Origin of the sequence: Phytobacter sp. SCO41 (genome assembly GCF_003073275.1) — a bacterium.
Classification (GTDB): Bacteria; Pseudomonadota; Gammaproteobacteria; order Enterobacterales; family Enterobacteriaceae; genus Phytobacter; species Phytobacter diazotrophicus.
The window spans coordinates 368,003-386,978 of sequence record NZ_CP027225.1; the positions used below are offsets into that span (position 1 = coordinate 368,003).

General features: G+C 54.4%; 17 protein-coding genes. 13 read left to right on the top strand and 4 right to left on the bottom strand.

The features are described from left to right. The first annotated feature begins 13 nt into the window (after positions 1-13). The 4 genes from ugpA to ugpQ are packed head-to-tail and all read left to right on the top strand — an operon-like array spanning position 14 to position 3,555. On the top strand, positions 14-901 hold the full coding sequence (gene ugpA, locus C5523_RS01710) for a sn-glycerol-3-phosphate ABC transporter permease UgpA (RefSeq protein ID WP_041851343.1): 888 nt from the start codon (positions 14-16) through the stop codon (positions 899-901). Then, positions 898-1,743 (top strand): sn-glycerol-3-phosphate ABC transporter permease UgpE, encoded by an 846-nt coding sequence (ugpE, locus tag C5523_RS01715; protein ID WP_041851344.1) that lies wholly within the window; start codon positions 898-900, stop codon positions 1,741-1,743. Before ugpA ends, ugpE begins: the two co-directional genes overlap by 4 nt. Position 1,744: 1 nt before the next feature. Next, positions 1,745-2,818, top strand: coding sequence for a sn-glycerol-3-phosphate import ATP-binding protein UgpC (locus tag C5523_RS01720; protein ID WP_107223573.1), 1,074 nt, complete (start codon positions 1,745-1,747; stop codon positions 2,816-2,818). Continuing rightward, positions 2,815-3,555, top strand: coding sequence for a glycerophosphodiester phosphodiesterase (gene ugpQ / locus C5523_RS01725; protein WP_108700513.1), 741 nt, complete (start codon positions 2,815-2,817; stop codon positions 3,553-3,555). The genes C5523_RS01720 and ugpQ overlap by 4 nt, the downstream gene beginning before the upstream one ends. On the opposite strand, the gene C5523_RS01730 is transcribed toward ugpQ, so the two are convergent. Further along, positions 3,552-4,004: a DUF2756 family protein gene (locus C5523_RS01730; RefSeq protein ID WP_041851447.1), complete on the bottom strand. Its 453-nt coding sequence runs from the start codon at positions 4,002-4,004 to the stop codon at positions 3,552-3,554. The genes ugpQ and C5523_RS01730 overlap by 4 nt on opposite strands. A gap of 121 nt (positions 4,005-4,125) precedes the next feature. Between C5523_RS01730 and ggt the strand changes: the two genes are divergently transcribed. Then, positions 4,126-5,880 carry a gamma-glutamyltransferase gene (gene ggt / locus C5523_RS01735; RefSeq protein WP_079496994.1) on the top strand — a complete coding sequence of 585 codons (1,755 nt, stop codon included), beginning with the start codon at positions 4,126-4,128 and terminating at the stop codon, positions 5,878-5,880. 66 nt (positions 5,881-5,946) lie between these two features. On the opposite strand, the gene yhhY is transcribed toward ggt, so the two are convergent. Further along, positions 5,947-6,438: an N-acetyltransferase gene (gene yhhY, locus C5523_RS01740; protein ID WP_041851348.1), complete on the bottom strand. Its 492-nt coding sequence runs from the start codon at positions 6,436-6,438 to the stop codon at positions 5,947-5,949. 213 nt (positions 6,439-6,651) lie between these two features. After that, complete coding sequence (locus tag C5523_RS01745; RefSeq protein WP_107223571.1) at positions 6,652-7,293, bottom strand: polymer-forming cytoskeletal protein; 642 nt, start codon at positions 7,291-7,293, stop codon at positions 6,652-6,654. A gap of 298 nt (positions 7,294-7,591) precedes the next feature. Between C5523_RS01745 and C5523_RS01750 the strand changes: the two genes are divergently transcribed. The 5 genes from C5523_RS01750 (at position 7,592) to gntU (ending at position 12,557) form a co-directional block, all read left to right on the top strand. After that, positions 7,592-8,629, top strand: coding sequence for an oxidoreductase (locus tag C5523_RS01750; protein ID WP_108700514.1), 1,038 nt, complete (start codon positions 7,592-7,594; stop codon positions 8,627-8,629). 123 nt (positions 8,630-8,752) lie between these two features. Then, positions 8,753-9,448 (top strand): pirin family protein, encoded by a 696-nt coding sequence (locus C5523_RS01755; RefSeq protein WP_041851351.1) that lies wholly within the window; start codon positions 8,753-8,755, stop codon positions 9,446-9,448. Positions 9,449-9,550: 102 nt separating this feature from the next. Beyond that, positions 9,551-10,546, top strand: coding sequence for a gluconate operon transcriptional repressor GntR (gene gntR / locus C5523_RS01760; RefSeq protein ID WP_041851352.1), 996 nt, complete (start codon positions 9,551-9,553; stop codon positions 10,544-10,546). Between the two features lie 136 nt (positions 10,547-10,682). Continuing rightward, positions 10,683-11,204, top strand: a complete 522-nt coding sequence (gene gntK, locus C5523_RS01765; protein ID WP_064572416.1) for a gluconokinase — start codon at positions 10,683-10,685, stop codon at positions 11,202-11,204. 12 nt (positions 11,205-11,216) lie between these two features. Beyond that, positions 11,217-12,557, top strand: a complete 1,341-nt coding sequence (gntU, locus tag C5523_RS01770) for a gluconate transporter (RefSeq protein WP_041851354.1) — start codon at positions 11,217-11,219, stop codon at positions 12,555-12,557. Between the two features lie 130 nt (positions 12,558-12,687). Here the strand turns inward: gntU and C5523_RS01775 are convergent, their stop codons facing one another. Continuing rightward, entirely contained in the window at positions 12,688-13,281 is a 594-nt protein-coding gene (locus C5523_RS01775; RefSeq protein WP_041851355.1) for a YhgN family NAAT transporter, read from the bottom strand. Between the two features lie 162 nt (positions 13,282-13,443). On the opposite strand from C5523_RS01775, the gene asd reads away from it, so the two are divergent. The 3 genes from asd (at position 13,444) to glgX (ending at position 18,973) form a co-directional block, all read left to right on the top strand. After that, complete coding sequence (gene asd / locus C5523_RS01780) at positions 13,444-14,550, top strand: aspartate-semialdehyde dehydrogenase (protein WP_041851356.1); 1,107 nt, start codon at positions 13,444-13,446, stop codon at positions 14,548-14,550. 263 nt (positions 14,551-14,813) lie between these two features. After that, positions 14,814-16,997: a 1,4-alpha-glucan branching enzyme gene (gene glgB, locus C5523_RS01785; protein WP_041851357.1), complete on the top strand. Its 2,184-nt coding sequence runs from the start codon at positions 14,814-14,816 to the stop codon at positions 16,995-16,997. Beyond that, positions 16,997-18,973, top strand: a complete 1,977-nt coding sequence (gene glgX, locus C5523_RS01790) for a glycogen debranching protein GlgX (protein ID WP_108700515.1) — start codon at positions 16,997-16,999, stop codon at positions 18,971-18,973. The genes glgB and glgX overlap by 1 nt, the downstream gene beginning before the upstream one ends. Positions 18,974-18,976: the final 3 nt, after the last annotated feature.

Consider the following 18,976-nt stretch of genomic DNA (forward strand, 5'->3'; position numbering starts at 1 on the left):
TCAGAGCATAACTATGTCCTCATCCCGTCCGGTGTTTCGTTCGCGCTGGCTGCCTTACCTGCTGGTCGCGCCTCAACTGGTTATCACCATTATTTTCTTTATCTGGCCTGCGGGCGAAGCGCTGTGGTATTCGGTTCAAAGCGTTGATCCGTTCGGCCTGTCGAGCCAGTTTGTTGGCCTGGATAACTTTGTAGCCCTGTTCCATGACAGCTATTACCTCGAGTCCTTCTGGACGACGATGCGTTTTAGCGCGCTGGTCACTTTTTTTGGTCTGTTCTCCTCCCTGTTCTTTGCCGCGCTGGTCGACAACGTGGTACGCGGCAGCCGTGTATACCAGACATTGATGCTGCTCCCGTATGCCGTCGCCCCGGCGGTCGCCGCTGTGTTGTGGATCTTTCTCTTCAATCCCGGTCGCGGTTTGATAACCCACGTTCTTGAACAATTTGGCTATAACTGGAACCACGCGCAAAATAGTGGGCAGGCCATGTTCCTGGTGGTTTTTGCTTCTATCTGGAAGCAGATTAGTTACAACTTTTTATTCTTCTTCGCAGCGCTGCAATCTATCCCCCGTTCCCTGGTGGAAGCCGCGGCGATTGATGGCGCAGGGCCGATTCGCCGCTTCTTTAAGCTGTCGCTGCCGCTGATTGCCCCGGTGAGTTTCTTCCTGCTGGTGGTCAACCTGGTGTACGCCTTCTTCGATACCTTCCCGGTGATTGATGCCGCGACGGCGGGCGGCCCGGTACAGGCAACGACCACGCTGATTTATAAGATTTACCGTGAGGGCTTTGCCGGTCTGGATCTGTCCGCATCCGCTGCACAGTCCGTGGTATTGATGTTCCTGGTGATCGTGCTGACGGTCGTTCAGTTCCGTTATGTTGAAAGCAAGGTACGCTACCAATGATTGAGAATCGTCCAGGGCTGACTTTTTTCAGCCACCTTCTGCTTATCCTGGGCATTGTGACGATCCTGTTTCCCCTGTATGTCGCCTTTGTGGCGGCAACGCTGGATAACAAAGCCGTTTTTGAAACGCCAATGACCCTGATTCCCGGCACGCACCTGCTGGAAAACATGAAAGCGATTTGGATTAACGGCGTGGGGGCTAACAGTGCGCCGTTCTGGCTGATGATGCTTAACAGCTTCATCATGGCGTTCTCCATTACCGTGGGGAAAATCGCCGTTTCGATGCTATCCGCTTTTGCCATCGTCTGGTTTCGTTTCCCGCTGCGTAACCTCTTCTTCTGGATGATTTTTATCACCCTGATGCTGCCGGTTGAAGTGCGTATCTTCCCGACGGTGGAAGTGATTGCGAACCTGAAAATGCTCGACAGCTACACCGGGTTAACGCTACCGCTGATGGCTTCCGCTACGGCGACATTTCTGTTTCGCCAGTTCTTTATGACGCTTCCCGATGAACTGATGGAAGCGGCACGTATTGATGGTGCCTCGCCGATGCGCTTTTTCTGGGACATCGTGCTGCCGCTATCAAAAACCAATCTGGCGGCGCTGTTTGTCATTACCTTTATATACGGCTGGAACCAATATTTGTGGCCTCTGCTTATCATCAGCGACGTCAATCTGGGCACGGCTGTTGCGGGCATTAAAGGCATGATTGCCGTAGGTGAGGGCTCAACACAATGGAACCAGGTGATGGCGGCAATGCTGCTCACGCTGATTCCCCCGGTGGTTATCGTTTTTGCCATGCAGCGTGCCTTTGTGCGTGGCCTCGTCGACAGTGAGAAATAAGATGGCAGGATTAAAATTACAGGCCGTAACCAAAAGCTGGGATAACGGCAAAACGCAGGTTATCCAGCCGCTGACGCTGGACGTGGCGGACGGCGAATTTATTGTAATGGTGGGGCCATCCGGTTGCGGAAAGTCGACGCTGCTCCGCATGGTCGCTGGCCTTGAGCGCGTCAGCACGGGCGATATCTGGATTGATAGCCAGCGCGTGACGGAAACGGAGCCGAAAGATCGCGGTATTGCGATGGTGTTCCAGAACTATGCGCTCTACCCGCATATGAGCGTGGAAGAGAACATGGCCTGGGGGCTAAAAATTCGCGGCATGGGTAAAGAGCACATTGCCGAGCGCGTAAAAGAGGCGGCCCGTATTCTGGAGTTGGATGGTCTGTTAAAGCGCCGTCCGCGCGAATTATCCGGCGGCCAGCGTCAGCGTGTGGCGATGGGGCGTGCCATTGTGCGCGATCCGGCGGTGTTTCTCTTTGATGAACCGCTATCAAACCTTGATGCGAAACTACGCGTCCAGATGCGGCTGGAACTGCAGCATTTACATCGTCGCCTGAAAACGACGTCGCTCTACGTAACCCACGACCAGGTAGAGGCAATGACGCTGGCGCAGCGCGTGATGGTGATGAATAAAGGGGTGGCGGAACAGATCGGCACACCTGTAGAGGTGTACGAAAAACCGGCCAGCCGCTTTGTGGCGAGTTTTATCGGTAGCCCGGCGATGAACTTGCTGGATGGGCGTATCAGTCACACCGGTACCCATTTTGAATTGGATAGCGGCATGGCCCTGCCCATTAACTGGTACTACCGGGGCTATGCCGGGCGTAAAATGACATTGGGTATCCGCCCGGAACATATTGCGTTAAGCTCACAGTCCGCAGGTGGCGTACCGCTGGTGATGGATACGCTTGAGATGCTTGGCGCAGACAACCTGGCCCACGGTCGCTGGGGCGACCATAAGCTGGTGGTGCGCCTTGCACATCAGGACAGACCGAAGCAGGGCAGTACGCTATGGCTGCATTTGCCGGAGAATCACCTGCACCTTTTTGACGGTGAAACAGGACAACGTGTATGAGCAACTGGCCTTACCCCCACGTCGCCGCCCATCGTGGCGGTGGTAAACTCGCCCCGGAAAATACGCTGGCGGCAATTGATGTGGGCGCTCGCTACGGTCACACGATGATCGAGTTCGATGCGAAGTTGTCGAAAGACGGGCATATTTTTCTGCTGCATGACGATAATCTCGAGCGCACCAGCAATGGCTGGGGTGTTGCCGGGCATCTGGAATGGAACGATCTGCTGAAAGTAGACGCAGGCGGCTGGTTTGGCGGCGAATTCAAAGGTGAACCGCTGCCGCTGCTGTCGCAGGTTGCCGACCGCTGTCGTCAGTACGGCATGATGGCGAATATCGAGATTAAACCGACGACCGGCACTGGCTCGCTGACGGGCAAAGTGGTGGCACTGGCGGCGCGCGAACTCTGGGCTGATATGCCGACACCGCTGCTGTCGTCGTTTGAAATTGATGCGCTGGAGGCGGCGAAAGCGGCGGCACCGGAACTACCGCGGGGGTTGCTGCTGGATGAATGGCGCGATGACTGGCGGGAGCTGACCACCCGTCTGGAATGTTTCTCCATCCATCTTAATCACACGCTTCTTGATGAAGAACGCGTGGATATGCTGCGGGATGCCGGGTTACATATTCTGGTTTATACCGTCAATCGCCCGCAGCGTGCGTCTCAACTGCTACGCTGGGGCGTTGATTGCATCTGTACCGACAACATTGAAGTCATCGGGCCAGATTTTCAGCCTTAAGGCGTAACGGTTTTTAGCGGGATATTCGCTTGCGGCGTGCTGGTATGGTTTTGATTCAGCATGCTGCTGCCGGCCTGGTTAGCGGGCAGCATATGTTGCTGCTGACCCAGTGTCGCATCGTTGTTAACGCTTTGGTTCAACATGCCGCCGTTTGTATTGGGGAGCATCTGCTGGGTACCCGGATCGAGCTCCCCCGGCTGCGCCTGCCTTACCCGCTGGGAATTATTATTAATCTGCGCTTCCAGATGCTGCTGTTGCAGGCGCGTTTGCGTCTGCAAATTCTGATTTAACATCCCTTTTTGCTGCTGTTGCTGATTAAGCATTTGCGTCTGCATTCGCTGCTGACTCGGTATCTGATAACCCGGTTGGTTCGGGTTATTGGTGGTATTGAGCGGCTGTGCGAAAGCGGCCAATGGCAAGAACGCGGCCAGAATAAATAGTCGTTTCATCATCTTCTCCTCCTTCTGAAGGTTCTTCTAAGTTTACTCCGTTTCACGCACTACGATGATCTTTTAGGAGTTCTGAACCAGACTTAAGCGGGGACTGTAGCCCCTTCTCAGGAGAACGACGATGATGAAACAGAAGTTTGCGCGTTGGGTGGCAATAGCCGCTCTGATGGCGGGAGGATGTTTTAGCGTTGCGGCGGCACCTCCGCCCGTTGCGGCACCGGCCCCGGTGTCGTATGGCGTTGAGGCGGATGTCTTTCATCCGGTTCGTGCGAAACAGGGGATGGTGGCGTCCGTTGACGAAACCGCAACCCGTGTTGGCGTCGATATCCTCAAACAGGGGGGCAACGCCGTGGATGCCGCCGTGGCGGTTGGCTATGCGCTGGCCGTAACGCACCCGCAGGCCGGTAATCTCGGTGGCGGCGGGTTTATGATGATCCGTACCAAAGATGGCAAAACGACCGCAATTGATTTTCGTGAAATGGCCCCGGCAGCAGCAACGCGCGATATGTTTCTTGACGACCAGGGCAACCCGGACAGCAAAAAGTCTCTCACCTCACACTTAGCTTCCGGTACGCCGGGCACAGTGGCGGGCTTTTCGCTGGCGCTGGAAAAATATGGCACATTGCCCCTGAATAAAGTCGTACAGCCGGCCATTAAGCTGGCAAAGCAGGGCTTCGTGGTGAATGACGCCCTGGCTGACGATCTCAAAACCTATGGCAGTGAAGTGCTGCCAAACCATGAAAACAGTAAAGCCATTTTCTGGAAAGACGGCGAGCCGCTGAAAAAGGGCGACAAACTGGTTCAGGCGAACCTGGCAAAGAGCCTGGAGATGATTGCTGAAAAAGGGCCGGACGCATTCTATAAAGGCTCGATTGCCGATCAGATTGCTCAGGAGATGAGTAAAAACGGCGGGCTGATCACGAAAGAAGATTTGGCCAATTACAAAGCCGTCGAGCGCACCCCCATCAGCGGCGACTATCGCGGCTACCAGGTTTTCTCCATGCCGCCGCCCTCTTCCGGGGGGATCCATATCGTGCAGATCCTCAATATTCTTGAGAACTTTGACCTCGCAAAATATGGCTTCGGCAGCGCGGATACTTTGCAGGTAATGGCGGAGGCGGAAAAATACGCCTATGCCGACAGGTCTGAATATCTTGGCGATCCGGATTTTGTGAAGGTGCCCTGGCAGGCGCTGACCAACAAGGATTATGCAAAATCGCTGGCTCAGCAAATCGACGTCAATAAAGCGAAGCCATCGAGCCAGATTCGTCCGGGCAAGCTTGAGCCCTACGAGAGTAACCAAACAACGCACTATTCGGTGGTGGATAAAGACGGTAATGCCGTCGCGGTGACCTACACCCTCAACACAACCTTTGGTAGTGGGATTGTGGCGGGAAATACTGGCATCCTGATGAACAACGAAATGGATGATTTCTCGGCCAAACCTGGCGTGCCGAATGTCTATGGGCTGGTGGGGGGCGATGCGAATGCGGTGGGGCCGGGCAAGCGTCCGCTCTCTTCCATGTCGCCGACTATCGTGGTCAAAGACGGGAAAACCTGGCTGGTTACGGGGAGTCCTGGCGGTAGCCGAATCATCACAACTGTGCTGCAAATCGTGGTAAACAGCATCGATTTTGGGATGAACGTCGCCGAGGCGACCAACGCCCCGCGCTTTCATCATCAGTGGCTGCCGGATGAGCTGCGCGTCGAAAAAGGCTTTAGCCCGGACACCCTCAAGCTGCTTGAGCAGAAAGGGCAGAAGGTTGTTGTGAAAGAGGCGATGGGCAGTACGCAGAGCATTATGGTTGGCCCGGACGGCACGCTGTACGGTGCGTCTGACCCGCGTACGGTGGATGATTTAACGGCGGGATATTAACTTTCTCAATCCCCTCTTCCTGAAAGGGAGAGGGGATGGGTTGAGCGGTTTGTTAATCGTGGAGGCTTACTGTTTTATCCGTGCCATAAAATAGGCATCCACGTATTCGCCGTTGCGCAGGGCGAAGCGCTTTCCGGTTCCTTCAATTTCAAAACCAAACTTCTGATACAACGTCAGCGCCGGCGCATTATCAACGAAGACGGTCAATTCAATACGTTCTATTCGCAGCCAGTTGTCGCACAGGTTCACCATTTCGCGCATTAACGCGCTGCCTACGCCACGCCCATGCTTTTCCGCTGAAACGCCAATTCCAAAGGTGGCAACGTGGCCGCGCCGGGGATTTTCCATGATATCCAGAGCCAGGTGTCCGACGACCTCTTCGTCAAGACAGGCAACGAGGTGGCGTCGGCCTGGTTTGACGGCGGCCCTTTCTTGCCACATCGCCATGGAAGGATGAGGAATTTGTAGCGTGTCGTGATACACCCCAGGATGTGAATTGATGTGGCGTAATGCTTCTGCATCGCTGGCTTCAATATGGCGTATCACAATGTCACTCATTCCTTTTTCCTCTTTTAGTGAAATATCCTCTTCAACATCACGAAGTTTACAAAGTGCGTCAACTGCCATTTTTTGCAAAAAAGGGTAGACAAGTGCGAATGATAATGATTATTATTGCCATGCGTTCAGGGAAACCGATGCGGTAATCCTGAAAGCACGACATTGCTCACATTGCTTCCAGTATTTCTTAGCCAGCCGGGTGCTGGCTTTTTTTTAACTGCGTTTTCCCTCAGCCTTTTTGCTTGCGCCCTCCGTGGTGGTGTCGAGCACCAGCCCCACAACGTTCGTCTGCTCCTGTCGTGGGGCACGCAGTTCCGCCTGGCCTGTAAAGGTGCCGCCCTGTTTTATGCTCAGCGTGCGATAAACCAGCGTGCCGGTTAGCGTACCGTTTTCGGCAATATCTACCGCATCGCCCGTACACTGGCCTGTCACGGCGCCGTCGATAATCAATTGCTGGCAGTTAATGTTGCCTTCGACCCGTCCTTCACGCATGACGTTGACCAGACTCTCTTTCACGTCGATATCACCCCGTACGCTGCCGTAAACGTACACCGGGCTGGATGAAGCAATATTGCCTTCAAGATGAACATCACGGGCAATCACCGTAGATGTTTCCGTCTCGGCCTGGTGTTGATTAACGGTAGAAGGGGTGGCAGCTATCGCGCCGGGGTTTTCGCTGTTTTTATGTTTTTTGAACATGCCTGTTATGAATCCTCTCAGGATAAAAGCGCTAAAGGTGGCAAAGGCCAGCAGTCCTGCGTAACGCGCCAGCGAGGATGCGCCGACGCACCAGGCCAAAAGCGCAAACAGCCAGACCAGAAGGGTGAGGTTTAGCAGGAGATATTTTCTGTCCATGCATACTTCCCTGAGCCGCTTTCCATGGCAGCCAGCCCGATGCGTGGCTGACCCGTTATTGTGAGAAACATCCTGCTTTTCGCGGCACTTTTATCGGCAATTTGGTCAATGAGATCAAGACGTGTCAGAGGATTTTAAGAATGGAAGTGGTTGTTTATTCTGCTTTTATAATCACGGTAAATGCATCGTAAGTTCAGAATGATTTGGCTGTATGTCTTGTTCGTTGATGACAGTGGTTTTTATCGGTGGGCGTCTTGCGCTAAGGTTTAAGGCTGCGACGCTAAACAAGGACAGCATTATGACTCTGCATTGCGCATTTATCGGCTTTGGTAAAAGCACCACCCGCTACCACCTCCCTTACGTTCTGAATCGCAAAGATACCTGGCATGTGGCGCATATCTTTCGCCGCCATGCGAAACCGGAAGAACAGCATCCGCAGTATCAGCATATTCACTTCACCAGCGATCTTGATGAGGTGCTCAATGATCCGCAGGTCAGGCTGGTCATCGTTTGTACCCACGCGGACAGCCATTTTGAGTACGCGAAACGGGCGCTGGAAGCCGGGAAAAACGTGCTGGTAGAAAAGCCATTCACGCCAACGATTGCCGAAGCCGTCACCCTCTTTGAACTGGCAAAAAGCAAAGGCCTGACCGTCACGCCGTATCAGAATCGCCGCTTTGACACCTGTTTTTTGATGGCCAAAAAAGCCATTGAGAGCGGCAAGTTAGGTGAAATTGTTGAAGTGGAGAGCCACTTCGATTACTACCGCTCGGTTGCAGAAACGAAACCTGGCCTGCCGCAGGACGGATCCTTCTACGGGCTTGGCGTGCATACGATGGATCAAATTATTTCACTGTTTGGTCGCCCGGACCATGTGGCGTATGACATTCGTAGCCTGCGCAACAAGGCCAACCCGGATGACACCTTTGAAGCGCAGCTCTTTTATGGCGATCTGAAAGCCATCGTAAAAACCAGCTATCTGGTCAAAATCGACTATCCGAAGTTTATTGTCCACGGGACCAGAGGATCATTTATCAAGTACGGCATCGACCAGCAGGAGACCAGCCTGAAGGCCAATATCATGCCTGGTGAAGCGGGATTTGCGGCAGATGACAGTATCGGCGTGCTGGAGTATGTGAATGACGCGGGTGAAACGGTGCGTGAGGAGCTGAAACCGGAAATTGGTGACTATGGCCGGGTCTATGATGCGCTCTATGCCACGTTGACCACCGGGGCGGATAATTACGTCAAGGAATCTGATGTTCTGACCAACCTGGAGATCCTGGAGCGCGCCTTCGAACAGGCCTCTCCCTCTACGGTAACCCTCGCAAAATAAGTGGTCTTAAGGTTAAAAAAGTCGTTCATTTTTTTTGAACAGAGGAGTCAATTTTCACCCTCTATGATTGGTCAGCGATCGGGTCCACACTTACTCCATCGAAACGAACATGAGGGTGAAAACATGATTTATTTACGCAAAGCAAACGACCGTGGCCACGCAAATCATGGCTGGCTTGACTCCTGGCATACCTTTTCGTTTGCCAACTATTACGATGCAAACTTTATGGGTTTTTCTGCACTGCGCGTGATTAACGACGACGTGATCGATGCCGGGCAGGGGTTTGGCACCCATCCCCATAAAGATATGGAAATCCTGACGTATGTACTGCAAGGCGCGGTCGAACATCAGGACAGCATGGGCAATAAAGAACAGGTTCCGGCGGGTGAGTTCCAGATCATGAGCGCTGGCACCGGCGTGCGGCACTCTGAGTACAACCCCAGCGCCACTGAACCGCTGCGTCTGTACCAGATCTGGATTATTCCAGAAGAAAATGGCATCACGCCGCGTTACGAACAACGCCGCTTTGATGCAACGCAGGGCCGCCAACTGGTGCTGTCGCCGGATGCTCGCGACGGTTCGCTGAAAGTGCATCAGGACATGGAGCTTTATCGCTGGGCGCTGTTGAAAGATGAGCAGTCTGTGTATCAGGTTTCCGCAGACCGCAAAATCTGGATTCAGGTGGTGAAAGGTGAGGTATCCATTAACGGCACGAAAGCGACCACCAGCGATGGCCTGGCCATCTGGGACGAGCAGGCTCTGTCCATTCATGCTGATAGCGACAGCGAAATTTTACTTTTCGACCTGCCGCCAGTTTGATCGGGCTTAAATAAATGACGCAACCTTCTGGTTAACACCAGAAGGTTGCGTGCTGTCCGTGATAAACTGGCCTGATGTTTCCCCGTTTATCAATTCAGGACGATGAAAAAGAAAAGACCCGTACTTCAGGATGTGGCCGATCGCGTTGGCGTGACCAAAATGACGGTCAGCCGATTTTTACGCAACCCGGAGCAAGTCTCCGTGGCGCTTCGGTCTAAAATAGCGGCTGCACTTGATGAACTGGGCTACATTCCGAATCGGGCTCCGGATATTCTCTCCAATGCCACCAGCCGTGCGGTTGGCGTGCTGCTTCCCTCTTTAACCAACCAGGTGTTCGCAGAAGTCCTGCGCGGCATCGAAAGCGTGACGGATGCGTTTGGCTATCAAACCATGCTGGCGCACTTCGGCTATAAGCCTGAGCTGGAAGAAGAGCGGCTTGAATCGATGCTGTCGTGGAATATTGACGGCCTTATCCTCACTGAACGTACCCATACGCCTCGCACGCTGAAAATGATTGAAGTGGCGGGTATCCCTGTTGTTGAACTGATGGACAGCAAGTCGCCTTGCCTGGACATCGCCGTTGGCTTCGACAACTTTGAAGCGGCGCGGCAGATGACGGCGGCCATTATTGAACGTGGTCATCGCCGGGTGGCCTACCTGGGCGCACGTCTCGACGAACGTACTATCATCAAACAGAAGGGGTATGAGCAGGCGATGCTTGATGCGGGTCTGACGCCATACAGCGTGATGGTAGAACAGTCCTCGTCCTATACCGCGGGCATTGAGCTTATGCGGCAGGCGCGTCGCGAATACTCGCAACTGGACGGAATTTTTTGCACCAACGATGACCTTGCGGTCGGCGCGGCGTTCGAATGCCAGCGTTTGGGGCTGAAAGTTCCTGATGATATGGCGATCGCCGGGTTCCACGGTCACGACATTGGCCAGGTAATGGAGCCGCGTCTGGCGAGCGTCCTTACGCCGCGTGAACGTATGGGGCGTATTGGCGCAGAACGCCTGCTGGCGCGCATTCGTGGTGAATCTGTTACGCCAAAATTGTTAGATTTAGGTTTCACATTGTCACCGGGTGGATCTATTTAGTCTGACAAATTTGAAGTAGCTCACACTTATTCACTTCTGGCACGAATGGTTATTGCTTATCCATTACCCCGGCAGGACAATGTTACCGATAACTGTTACCCGTAACAATTCACTTTGTACCTGTGGGAGCTACGCTTTGAGCACGACTAACCATGATCACCACGTCTATGTCCTGATGGGCGTATCTGGCAGTGGTAAATCCGCTGTCGCCAGTGAAGTGGCGCATCAACTCCATGCCGCGTTTCTTGACGGCGACTTCCTTCATCCACGCGCCAACATCATGAAAATGGCCGCAGGCGAGCCGTTGAATGACGATGACCGTAAACCCTGGTTGCAGGCGCTCAACGATGCGGCCTTTGCAATGCAGCGCACCAACAAAGTGTCGCTGATTGTCTGTTCGGCGCTGAAAAAGCGTTACCGCGACCTGCTGCGTGACGGCAACCCTAATCTCTCCTTTATCTACCTGAAAGGGGACTTCGATGTTATCGAAAGCCGCCTGAAAGCGCGTAAAGGCCACTTCTTTAAAACGCAAATGCTGGTGACCCAGTTTGAAGCCCTGGAAGAGCCGGGTGCGGATGAGCGCGACGTACTGATCGTTGACATTGACCAGCCCCTGGAAGGTGTTGTCGCCAGCACAATTGAAGTGATTAACAAATAAAGGCAGTTTGTTGTGAGTACATTGACGCTTGTTTTAACAGCAGTTGGCTCTGTGTTGCTGCTGCTGTTTTTAGTCATGAAAGCGCGTATGCATGCTTTCGTTGCTTTGATGGTGGTTTCTATTGGTGCAGGGCTTTTTTCCGGTATGCCGTTGATCAAGATTGCGGCGACCATGGAAAAAGGGATGGGCGGGACGCTGGGCTTCCTCGCCATCGTGGTGGCTTTAGGGGCGATGTTCGGCAAAATTCTGCATGAGACCGGCGCGGTCGATCAGATTGCCGTGAAGATGCTCAAATCTTTTGGTCACAATCGCGCGCATTTCGCGATTGGCCTGGCGGGGTTGATTTGCGCGCTGCCGCTGTTCTTTGAAGTGGCGGTGGTGTTGCTGATAAGCGTTGCCTTCTCTATGGCGCGCCATACCGGCACTAACCTTGTGAAGCTGGTGATTCCGCTGTTTGCGGGCGTGGCGGCAGCCGCAGCGTTTCTGCTGCCTGGGCCTGCGCCGATGCTGCTGGCTTCCCAGATGCACGCCGACTTTGGCTGGATGATCCTGATTGGGCTGTGCGCTGCCGTTCCTGGAATGCTGATCGCCGGGCCGCTGTGGGGCAACTTTATCAGCCGCTATGTCGCGCTGCATATCCCCGACGACATCACTGAGCCGCATCTGGGCGAGGGTAAAATGCCCTCATTCGGCTTTAGCCTGTCGCTGATTCTGCTGCCGCTGGTACTGGTGGGGCTGAAAACTATCGCTGCACGTTTTGTGGCAGAGGGTTCGGACCTTTACAACTGGCTGGAGTTTATCGGTCACCCGTTCACCGCGATTCTGGTGGCTTGCCTGGTGGCAATCTACGGTCTGGCGATTCGCCAGGGCATGGCGAAAGACCGGGTCATGGAGATCTGCGGTCAGGCATTGCAGCCTGCCGGGATTATCCTGCTGGTGATTGGTGCGGGCGGTGTATTCAAGCAGGTGCTGGTGGATTCCGGTGTTGGCCCGGCGCTGGGCGAAGCGCTGACTGGTATGGGGCTGCCGATTGCCGTGACCTGTTTCGTGCTGGCAGCCGCCGTGCGCATTATTCAGGGGTCGGCGACCGTTGCCTGTTTGACGGCGGTGGGTCTGGTGATGCCGGTGATTGAGCAACTGCATTTTTCCGGTGCGCAACTGGCGGCCTTGTCGATTTGTATCGCGGGTGGTTCCATTGTGGTGAGCCATGTGAATGATGCGGGTTTCTGGTTGTTCGGTAAGTTTACCGGCGCCACCGAAGCACAGACGCTGAAAACCTGGACGTTAATGGAAACGATTCTGGGCACCACAGGGGCGATTGTCGGGATGATTGCGTTTACGTTGTTGAGTTAAGAATTGCAGGGAGACGGTGCGGTCTGATGCCCTCACCCCGGCCCTCTCCCACGGGGAGAGGGAGCAAACACCAAAAACGGCAACTCAGGTTGCCGTTTTGCTTTTGTTCCCGTTGCCGTTTTGCTTTTACCTAGCCCTTCATCCACAGGCGGATGCCGTCCAGGAACATCTGGGTTGCGAGCATCACCAGAACCAGCCCCATTAAACGCTCCAGCGCGTTCACCCCTTTCTCGCCGAGCAAACGCAGGAACAGCGATGATTGCAGCAAGATCGCCACGGTACCGCCCCAGGCTATCAACAGGGCAATCACCAGATGGCCCATCTGATTAGGGTACTGGTGTGAAAGCAGCATCAGGGTGGCAAGCAGCGTTGGCCCGGCCACCAGCGGAACCGCCAGCGGTACGATAAACGGTTCTTCACCCGCCGGCAGCCCCATGCTGCTGCCGGACTCGCTGGGGAAAATCATCTTAATGGCGATCAGAAACAGGATGATGCCGCCGGAAATCGAAACCGTTTCGGCACGTAGGTTGAGAAACGCCAGAATATTTTCGCCCGCGAAGAGGAAAACCAGCATCAGCACCAGTGCGATGAGCAGCTCGCGAATCATGATTTTTCGGCGGCGCTTCGGCTCAGTATGCTTGAGTACTGACATAAATATCGGCAGGTTCCCGAGAGGGTCCATAATCAGGATCAACAACACTGCCACCGAAATGATTTCGCTCATTATCAATTACCCATTTTGCCGCTGATTAGCGGTATTTCTGATGGCTTGCCCATCATTGATTAATTTCACTTGCGACTTTGCGTGCATTTTGTAAGGTGGACTATTAGCGCCAGTTGGATACTGGCTCGCACTAACAGCACACACCTTCGCAGGAAATACGCTATGAAAAATGTTGGTTTTATCGGTTGGCGCGGAATGGTCGGCTCCGTACTCATGCAACGCATGGTAGAAGAGCGCGACTTCGACGCCATTCGCCCGGTCTTCTTTTCAACTTCCCAGCTTGGTCAGGCAGCCCCGACGTTCGGCGGTAAGTCTACCGGTACGTTGCAGGACGCATTCGATCTGGAAGCGCTGAAGGCCCTCGACATCATTGTCACCTGCCAGGGCGGCGATTATACCAACGAAATTTATCCAAAGCTTCGTGAAAGCGGCTGGCAGGGTTACTGGATCGATGCTGCCTCTTCTCTGCGTATGAAAGATGACGCCATCATCATTCTTGACCCGGTGAACCAGGCTGTCATCACCGACGGTCTGAACAAAGGCATCAAAACCTTCGTTGGCGGCAACTGTACTGTCAGCCTGATGCTGATGTCACTGGGCGGTCTGTTCTCCAATGATCTGGTTGAATGGGTTTCTGTGGCGACGTATCAGGCGGCTTCCGGCGGTGGTGCGCGTCATATGCGTGAACTGCTGGCGCAAATGGGGCAACTGCACGGCCTCGTGGCTGCTGAACTGGCAGATCCGGCGTCTGCCATCCTCGATATCGAACGCAAAGTCACCCAGCTTTCCCGCAGCGGCGAACTGCCTGTCGACAACTTCGGCGTGCCGTTGGCAGGCAGCCTGATTCCGTGGATCGACAAACAGCTCGATAACGGCCAAAGCCGCGAAGAGTGGAAAGGCCAGGCTGAAACCAACAAGATTCTGGGCACAACCACCACGATTCCGGTTGATGGCCTGTGTGTCCGCGTTGGCGCACTGCGCTGCCACAGCCAGGCATTTACCATTAAATTGAAAAAAGATGTGTCTATCCCGACCATCGAAGAGCTGCTGGCGGCCCATAACCCATGGGCGAAAGTGGTGCCGAACGACCGTGAAATCACCATGCGCGAACTGACGCCTGCGGCGGTAACCGGCACGCTGACGACCCCTGTAGGGCGTCTGCGTAAGCTGAATATGGGGTCGGACTTCCTCTCCGCATTCACCGTAGGGGACCAGCTCCTGTGGGGCGCAGCGGAGCCGCTACGCCGCATACTACGCCAACTGGCGTAATCAAAAATTTATTTAAAAAGGGGTGCTTGTCACCCCTTTTTTTTGCGTATTAACGGAGTGTACGCAGATGTTGATATTTTTCTCGGGAGTCAGATAAAGCGTTGGCTATGCTTTAAGTGGGGTGTTTACGCATCTTGCCTGAAGGTGGGACGGAGCAGAGAGGATGCACATTATGTGCTTGCGCCGTTCAGGTCAAAAAGAATGTCACAGCTGGGCGTATAACCTTGCCGGGAAGGTGTGACAGAGACAACAAGGATTAAACCATGTCTGTTTTTGTAGATAGAGACGTGATTAATGCGCTAATTGAAGGCCATTTTGCAGACCCCTTTTCCGTACTCGGCATGCACCAGACGGAAGCCGGGCTGGAAGTTCGCGCATTATTACCTGATGCGACCGAGGTCTGGGTAATCGAACCCAAAACCGGGCGCAAAGTGGGCAATCTGGATTGCCTTGATTCACGTGGTTTCTTTAGTGGCGTTATGCCGCGCCGCAAAAACCCCTTTCGCTACCAGTTAGCCGTTATCTGGCATGGCCAGCAAAATCTTATCGACGATCCTTACCGCTTTGGTCCATTGATTCAGGATATGGACGCCTGGCTGCTTTCCGAAGGTACCCACCTCAGGCCTTACGAAACGCTGGGCGCACATGCCGATACGATGGACGGCGTGACCGGGACTCGCTTCTCTGTCTGGGCGCCAAACGCCCGCCGTGTTTCCGTGGTCGGGCAATTCAATTACTGGGATGGTCGCCGCCATCCGATGCGCCTGCGTCGTGAAAGCGGTATCTGGGAGCTTTTCATTCCGGGGGCGCACAACGGCCAGCTCTATAAGTTTGAGATGATTGATGCGCATGGCAATCTGCGGATCAAATCTGACCCGTATGCCTTTGAAGCCCAGATGCGCCCGGAAACGGCCTCCATGATTTGCGATCTGCCGGAAAAGGTAGAGCAGACAGAGGCGCGTAAAAAGGCCAACGAGTTTGATGCGCCCATCTCCATCTATGAGGTGCATTTGGGGTCATGGCGTCGCCACACGGACAATAATTTCTGGCTGAGCTACCGCGAGCTGGCGGACCAACTGGTGCCGTATGCAAAATGGATGGGGTTCACCCATCTGGAGCTGCTGCCTGTTAATGAGCACCCGTTTGACGGAAGCTGGGGCTATCAGCCGACGGGTCTCTATGCCCCGACGCGCCGCTTTGGCACCCGCGACGACTTTATCTACTTTATCAAAGCGGCACACGCTGCCGGGTTGAACGTGATTCTGGACTGGGTGCCCGGTCATTTCCCGTCCGATGACTTTGGCCTGGCCGAGTTTGACGGAACCGCGCTCTATGAACACAGCGATCCGCGTGAAGGTTACCATCAGGACTGGAATACCCTGATTTATAACTATGGTCGCCGCGAAGTCAGCAACTATCTGGTGGGCAATGCGCTCTATTGGGTTGAGCGTTTTGGTATCGACGCTCTGCGCGTGGACGCGGTCGCCTCCATGATTTACCGCGATTACAGCCGTAAACAAGGCGAGTGGATCCCCAACGAATTTGGTGGTCGGGAAAACCTTGAGGCCATCGAATTTTTGCGTAGCACCAACCGTATCCTCGGCGAGCAGGTTCCTGGCGCAGTGAGTATGGCAGAAGAGTCCACCGACTTTGCCGGCGTCTCGCGTCCGCCATCACTGGGCGGCCTGGGTTTCTGGTACAAGTGGAACCTTGGCTGGATGCATGACACCCTGGATTACATGAAGCTCGATCCGGTCTATCGCAAACACCATCACGACAAACTCACCTTCGGCATGCTCTACAACTACACGGAAAATTTCGTGTTGCCGCTCTCCCATGACGAAGTGGTACACGGCAAGAAATCCATTCTTGACCGTATGCCCGGCGATGCATGGCAGAAGTTTGCCAACCTGCGCGCGTACTACGCCTGGATGTGGGCCTTCCCCGGTAAAAAACTGCTGTTTATGGGTAACGAGTTTGCGCAAGGGCGTGAGTGGAACCATGACAGTAGCCTCGACTGGCATCTGCTTGAAGGGGGCGATAACTGGCACCACGGCGTGCAGCGTCTGGTGCGGGATATGAACCACGTCTACCGTCATCACAAAGCGTTGCATGAGCTGGATTTCGACCCGTATGGCTTTGAATGGCTGGTGGTGGATGACCATGAGAACTCGGTGTTTGTCTTTGTACGTCGCGATAAAGCCGGCAACGAGATCATTGTCGTCAGCAATTTCACACCGGTTCCGCGCCATAACTACCGCTTTGGTATCAACCAGCCGGGGCGCTGGCGTGAAGAGCTGAACACGGACTCGATGCACTACCACGGCAGCAATGCCGGCAATGGCGGTGGTGTACAGAGTGATGAGATCCCGGTGAACGGCAGGGCGCACTCTCTCTCTGTGACGATCCCGCCGCTGGCAACTGTCTGGTTTGTGCGGGAGGGGTGATGACCAAACTGACCGCAGGCAACGCGACGCCACTTGGGGCCCATGTAGAGAGAAATGGCGTGAATTTCACGCTATTTTCAGCACATGCGGAGCGAGTCGAACTGTGCATTTTTGATGACGAAGGCAACGAACAACGTTATGACTTGCCCGCCCGCAGCGGCGATGTCTGGCACGGTTTCCTGGCAGATGCGCGGCCTGGTACGCGTTATGGCTATCGCGTACACGGTCCGTGGGAACCGGGGCAGGGGCATCGCTTTAACCCGGCGAAGTTACTGCTCGATCCCTGTGCGCGCCGTGTCGACGGTGACGTGAAAGACAGCCCATTGCTGCACGGCGGCTATGACGCTCCTGATCCGCATGACAGCGCGGCAATCGCGCCGAAAAGCGTGGTCGTGGATGACGCGTTTGACTGGGGGAATGATGCCGCGCCACGCACGCCATGGGGCAATACGGTCATCTATGAAGCCCATGTCAAAGGATTGACCTGGCTGCACCCGGATTTGCCAGAAGAGATCCGCGGTACCTATAAAGCCCTTGGTCATCCGGTCATGATCAATCACTTCAAGACGCTGGGTATCACCGCGCTGGAACTGATGCCGGTGGCGCATTTTATCAGCGAGCCGCGTCTGCAACGTCTGGGGTTAAGCAACTACTGGGGCTATAACCCGTTGGCGCTGTTTGCACTTGACCCGCGTTATGCCACCTCTCCTGAGTTAGCCATCAATGAGTTTCGTGAGGCAGTTAAGTCCCTGCATCAAAACGGTATTGAGGTCATCCTCGATATTGTGCTTAACCACAGCGCTGAAATTGACCTGCATGGTCCGACGCTCTCCCTGCGCGGAATTGATAACCGTAGCTATTATTGGATAAGGGGCGACGGTGATTATGAAAACTGGACCGGTTGCGGTAACACCCTGAATTTGAACAACCCAAGCGGCGTGGCCTATGCCCTGGCCTGCCTGAAATATTGGGTTGAGACGTTCCATATCGACGGCTTTCGCTTTGATTTGGCGACGGTTATGGGGCGCACGCCGGGATTCAGCCAGCAGGCGCCCTTGTTCGAGGCAATTAAAAACTGTCCGTTACTCTCACTGGTGAAGCTTATTGCGGAGCCGTGGGACATTGGCGAAGGCGGTTACCAGGTGGGCAATTTCCCGCCCTTATTTGCCGAATGGAATGATCATTTTCGTGATGCTGCCCGCCGCTTCTGGCTGGAGCAGTCACTCTCGCCTGGGGAATTTGCCGGGCGTTTTGCCGCATCCAGCGATATGTTCCGTCGCGAAGGGCGTCTGCCCCATGCGTCGGTCAATCTGGTGACGGCGCATGACGGGTTTACGTTGCGTGACTGCGTGAGTTTCAACCATAAGCATAACGAAGCGAATGGCGAGGAAAATCGCGACGGTACTAACAATAACCACAGTAATAATCATGGTATAGAAGGGTTAAGTAGCAGTCTTGACGTGACAGAAAGGAGGCGAGCAAGCGTCCATGCCCTGTTAACAACACTGCTACTTTCCCAGGGAACACCAATGTTGTTGGCCGGTGACGAACATGGTCATAGCCAGCACGGTAATAACAACGCTTACTGTCAGGACAATGCGTTGACCTGGCTTGACTGGCAAAACGCAAACAGTGGGCTAATGGCATTTACCGCCGCGTTGATTCACCTTCGCCAGCGCATTCCCGCCTTAACCCGGGATGCATGGTGGGAAGAGGGCGATGGCAACGTGCGTTGGCTTAATCAGGAAGCGCAACCTCTCAGCGTTGCGGAGTGGCAAAGCGGTGTCCACCGCCTGCAAATCCTGCTGTCCGATCGTGTACTGCTGGCGATTAACGGCACGCATGACGTTGCTGAGATTGTGCTACCAGAAGGGGAATGGCGTGCTGTTCCTCCGTTTGCCGGTGAGGATAATCCGGTAGTGATGGCTGTCTGGCATGGGCCCGCGCACGGAGTGTGCGTCTTTGAAAGGTCATAAAAA

Bases quoted from the DNA above. Each gene is read 5' to 3' on its own strand.
- C5523_RS01750 (WP_108700514.1), top strand. From the start codon at position 7,592: ATGACTCTGCATTGCGCATTTATCGGCTTTGGTAAAAGCACCACCCGC.
- C5523_RS01745 (WP_107223571.1), bottom strand. From the start codon at position 7,293: ATGGACAGAAAATATCTCCTGCTAAACCTCACCCTTCTGGTCTGGCTG.
- ugpQ (WP_108700513.1), top strand. From the start codon at position 2,815: ATGAGCAACTGGCCTTACCCCCACGTCGCCGCCCATCGTGGCGGTGGT.
- C5523_RS01755 (WP_041851351.1), top strand. From the start codon at position 8,753: ATGATTTATTTACGCAAAGCAAACGACCGTGGCCACGCAAATCATGGC.
- glgX (WP_108700515.1), top strand. From the start codon at position 16,997: ATGACCAAACTGACCGCAGGCAACGCGACGCCACTTGGGGCCCATGTA.
- gntR (WP_041851352.1), top strand. From the start codon at position 9,551: ATGAAAAAGAAAAGACCCGTACTTCAGGATGTGGCCGATCGCGTTGGC.
- C5523_RS01720 (WP_107223573.1), top strand. From the start codon at position 1,745: ATGGCAGGATTAAAATTACAGGCCGTAACCAAAAGCTGGGATAACGGC.
- C5523_RS01775 (WP_041851355.1), bottom strand. From the start codon at position 13,281: ATGAGCGAAATCATTTCGGTGGCAGTGTTGTTGATCCTGATTATGGAC.
- ggt (WP_079496994.1), top strand. From the start codon at position 4,126: ATGATGAAACAGAAGTTTGCGCGTTGGGTGGCAATAGCCGCTCTGATG.
- yhhY (WP_041851348.1), bottom strand. From the start codon at position 6,438: ATGAGTGACATTGTGATACGCCATATTGAAGCCAGCGATGCAGAAGCA.
- glgB (WP_041851357.1), top strand. From the start codon at position 14,814: ATGTCTGTTTTTGTAGATAGAGACGTGATTAATGCGCTAATTGAAGGC.
- ugpE (WP_041851344.1), top strand. From the start codon at position 898: ATGATTGAGAATCGTCCAGGGCTGACTTTTTTCAGCCACCTTCTGCTT.
- asd (WP_041851356.1), top strand. From the start codon at position 13,444: ATGAAAAATGTTGGTTTTATCGGTTGGCGCGGAATGGTCGGCTCCGTA.
- C5523_RS01730 (WP_041851447.1), bottom strand. From the start codon at position 4,004: ATGAAACGACTATTTATTCTGGCCGCGTTCTTGCCATTGGCCGCTTTC.
- ugpA (WP_041851343.1), top strand. From the start codon at position 14: ATGTCCTCATCCCGTCCGGTGTTTCGTTCGCGCTGGCTGCCTTACCTG.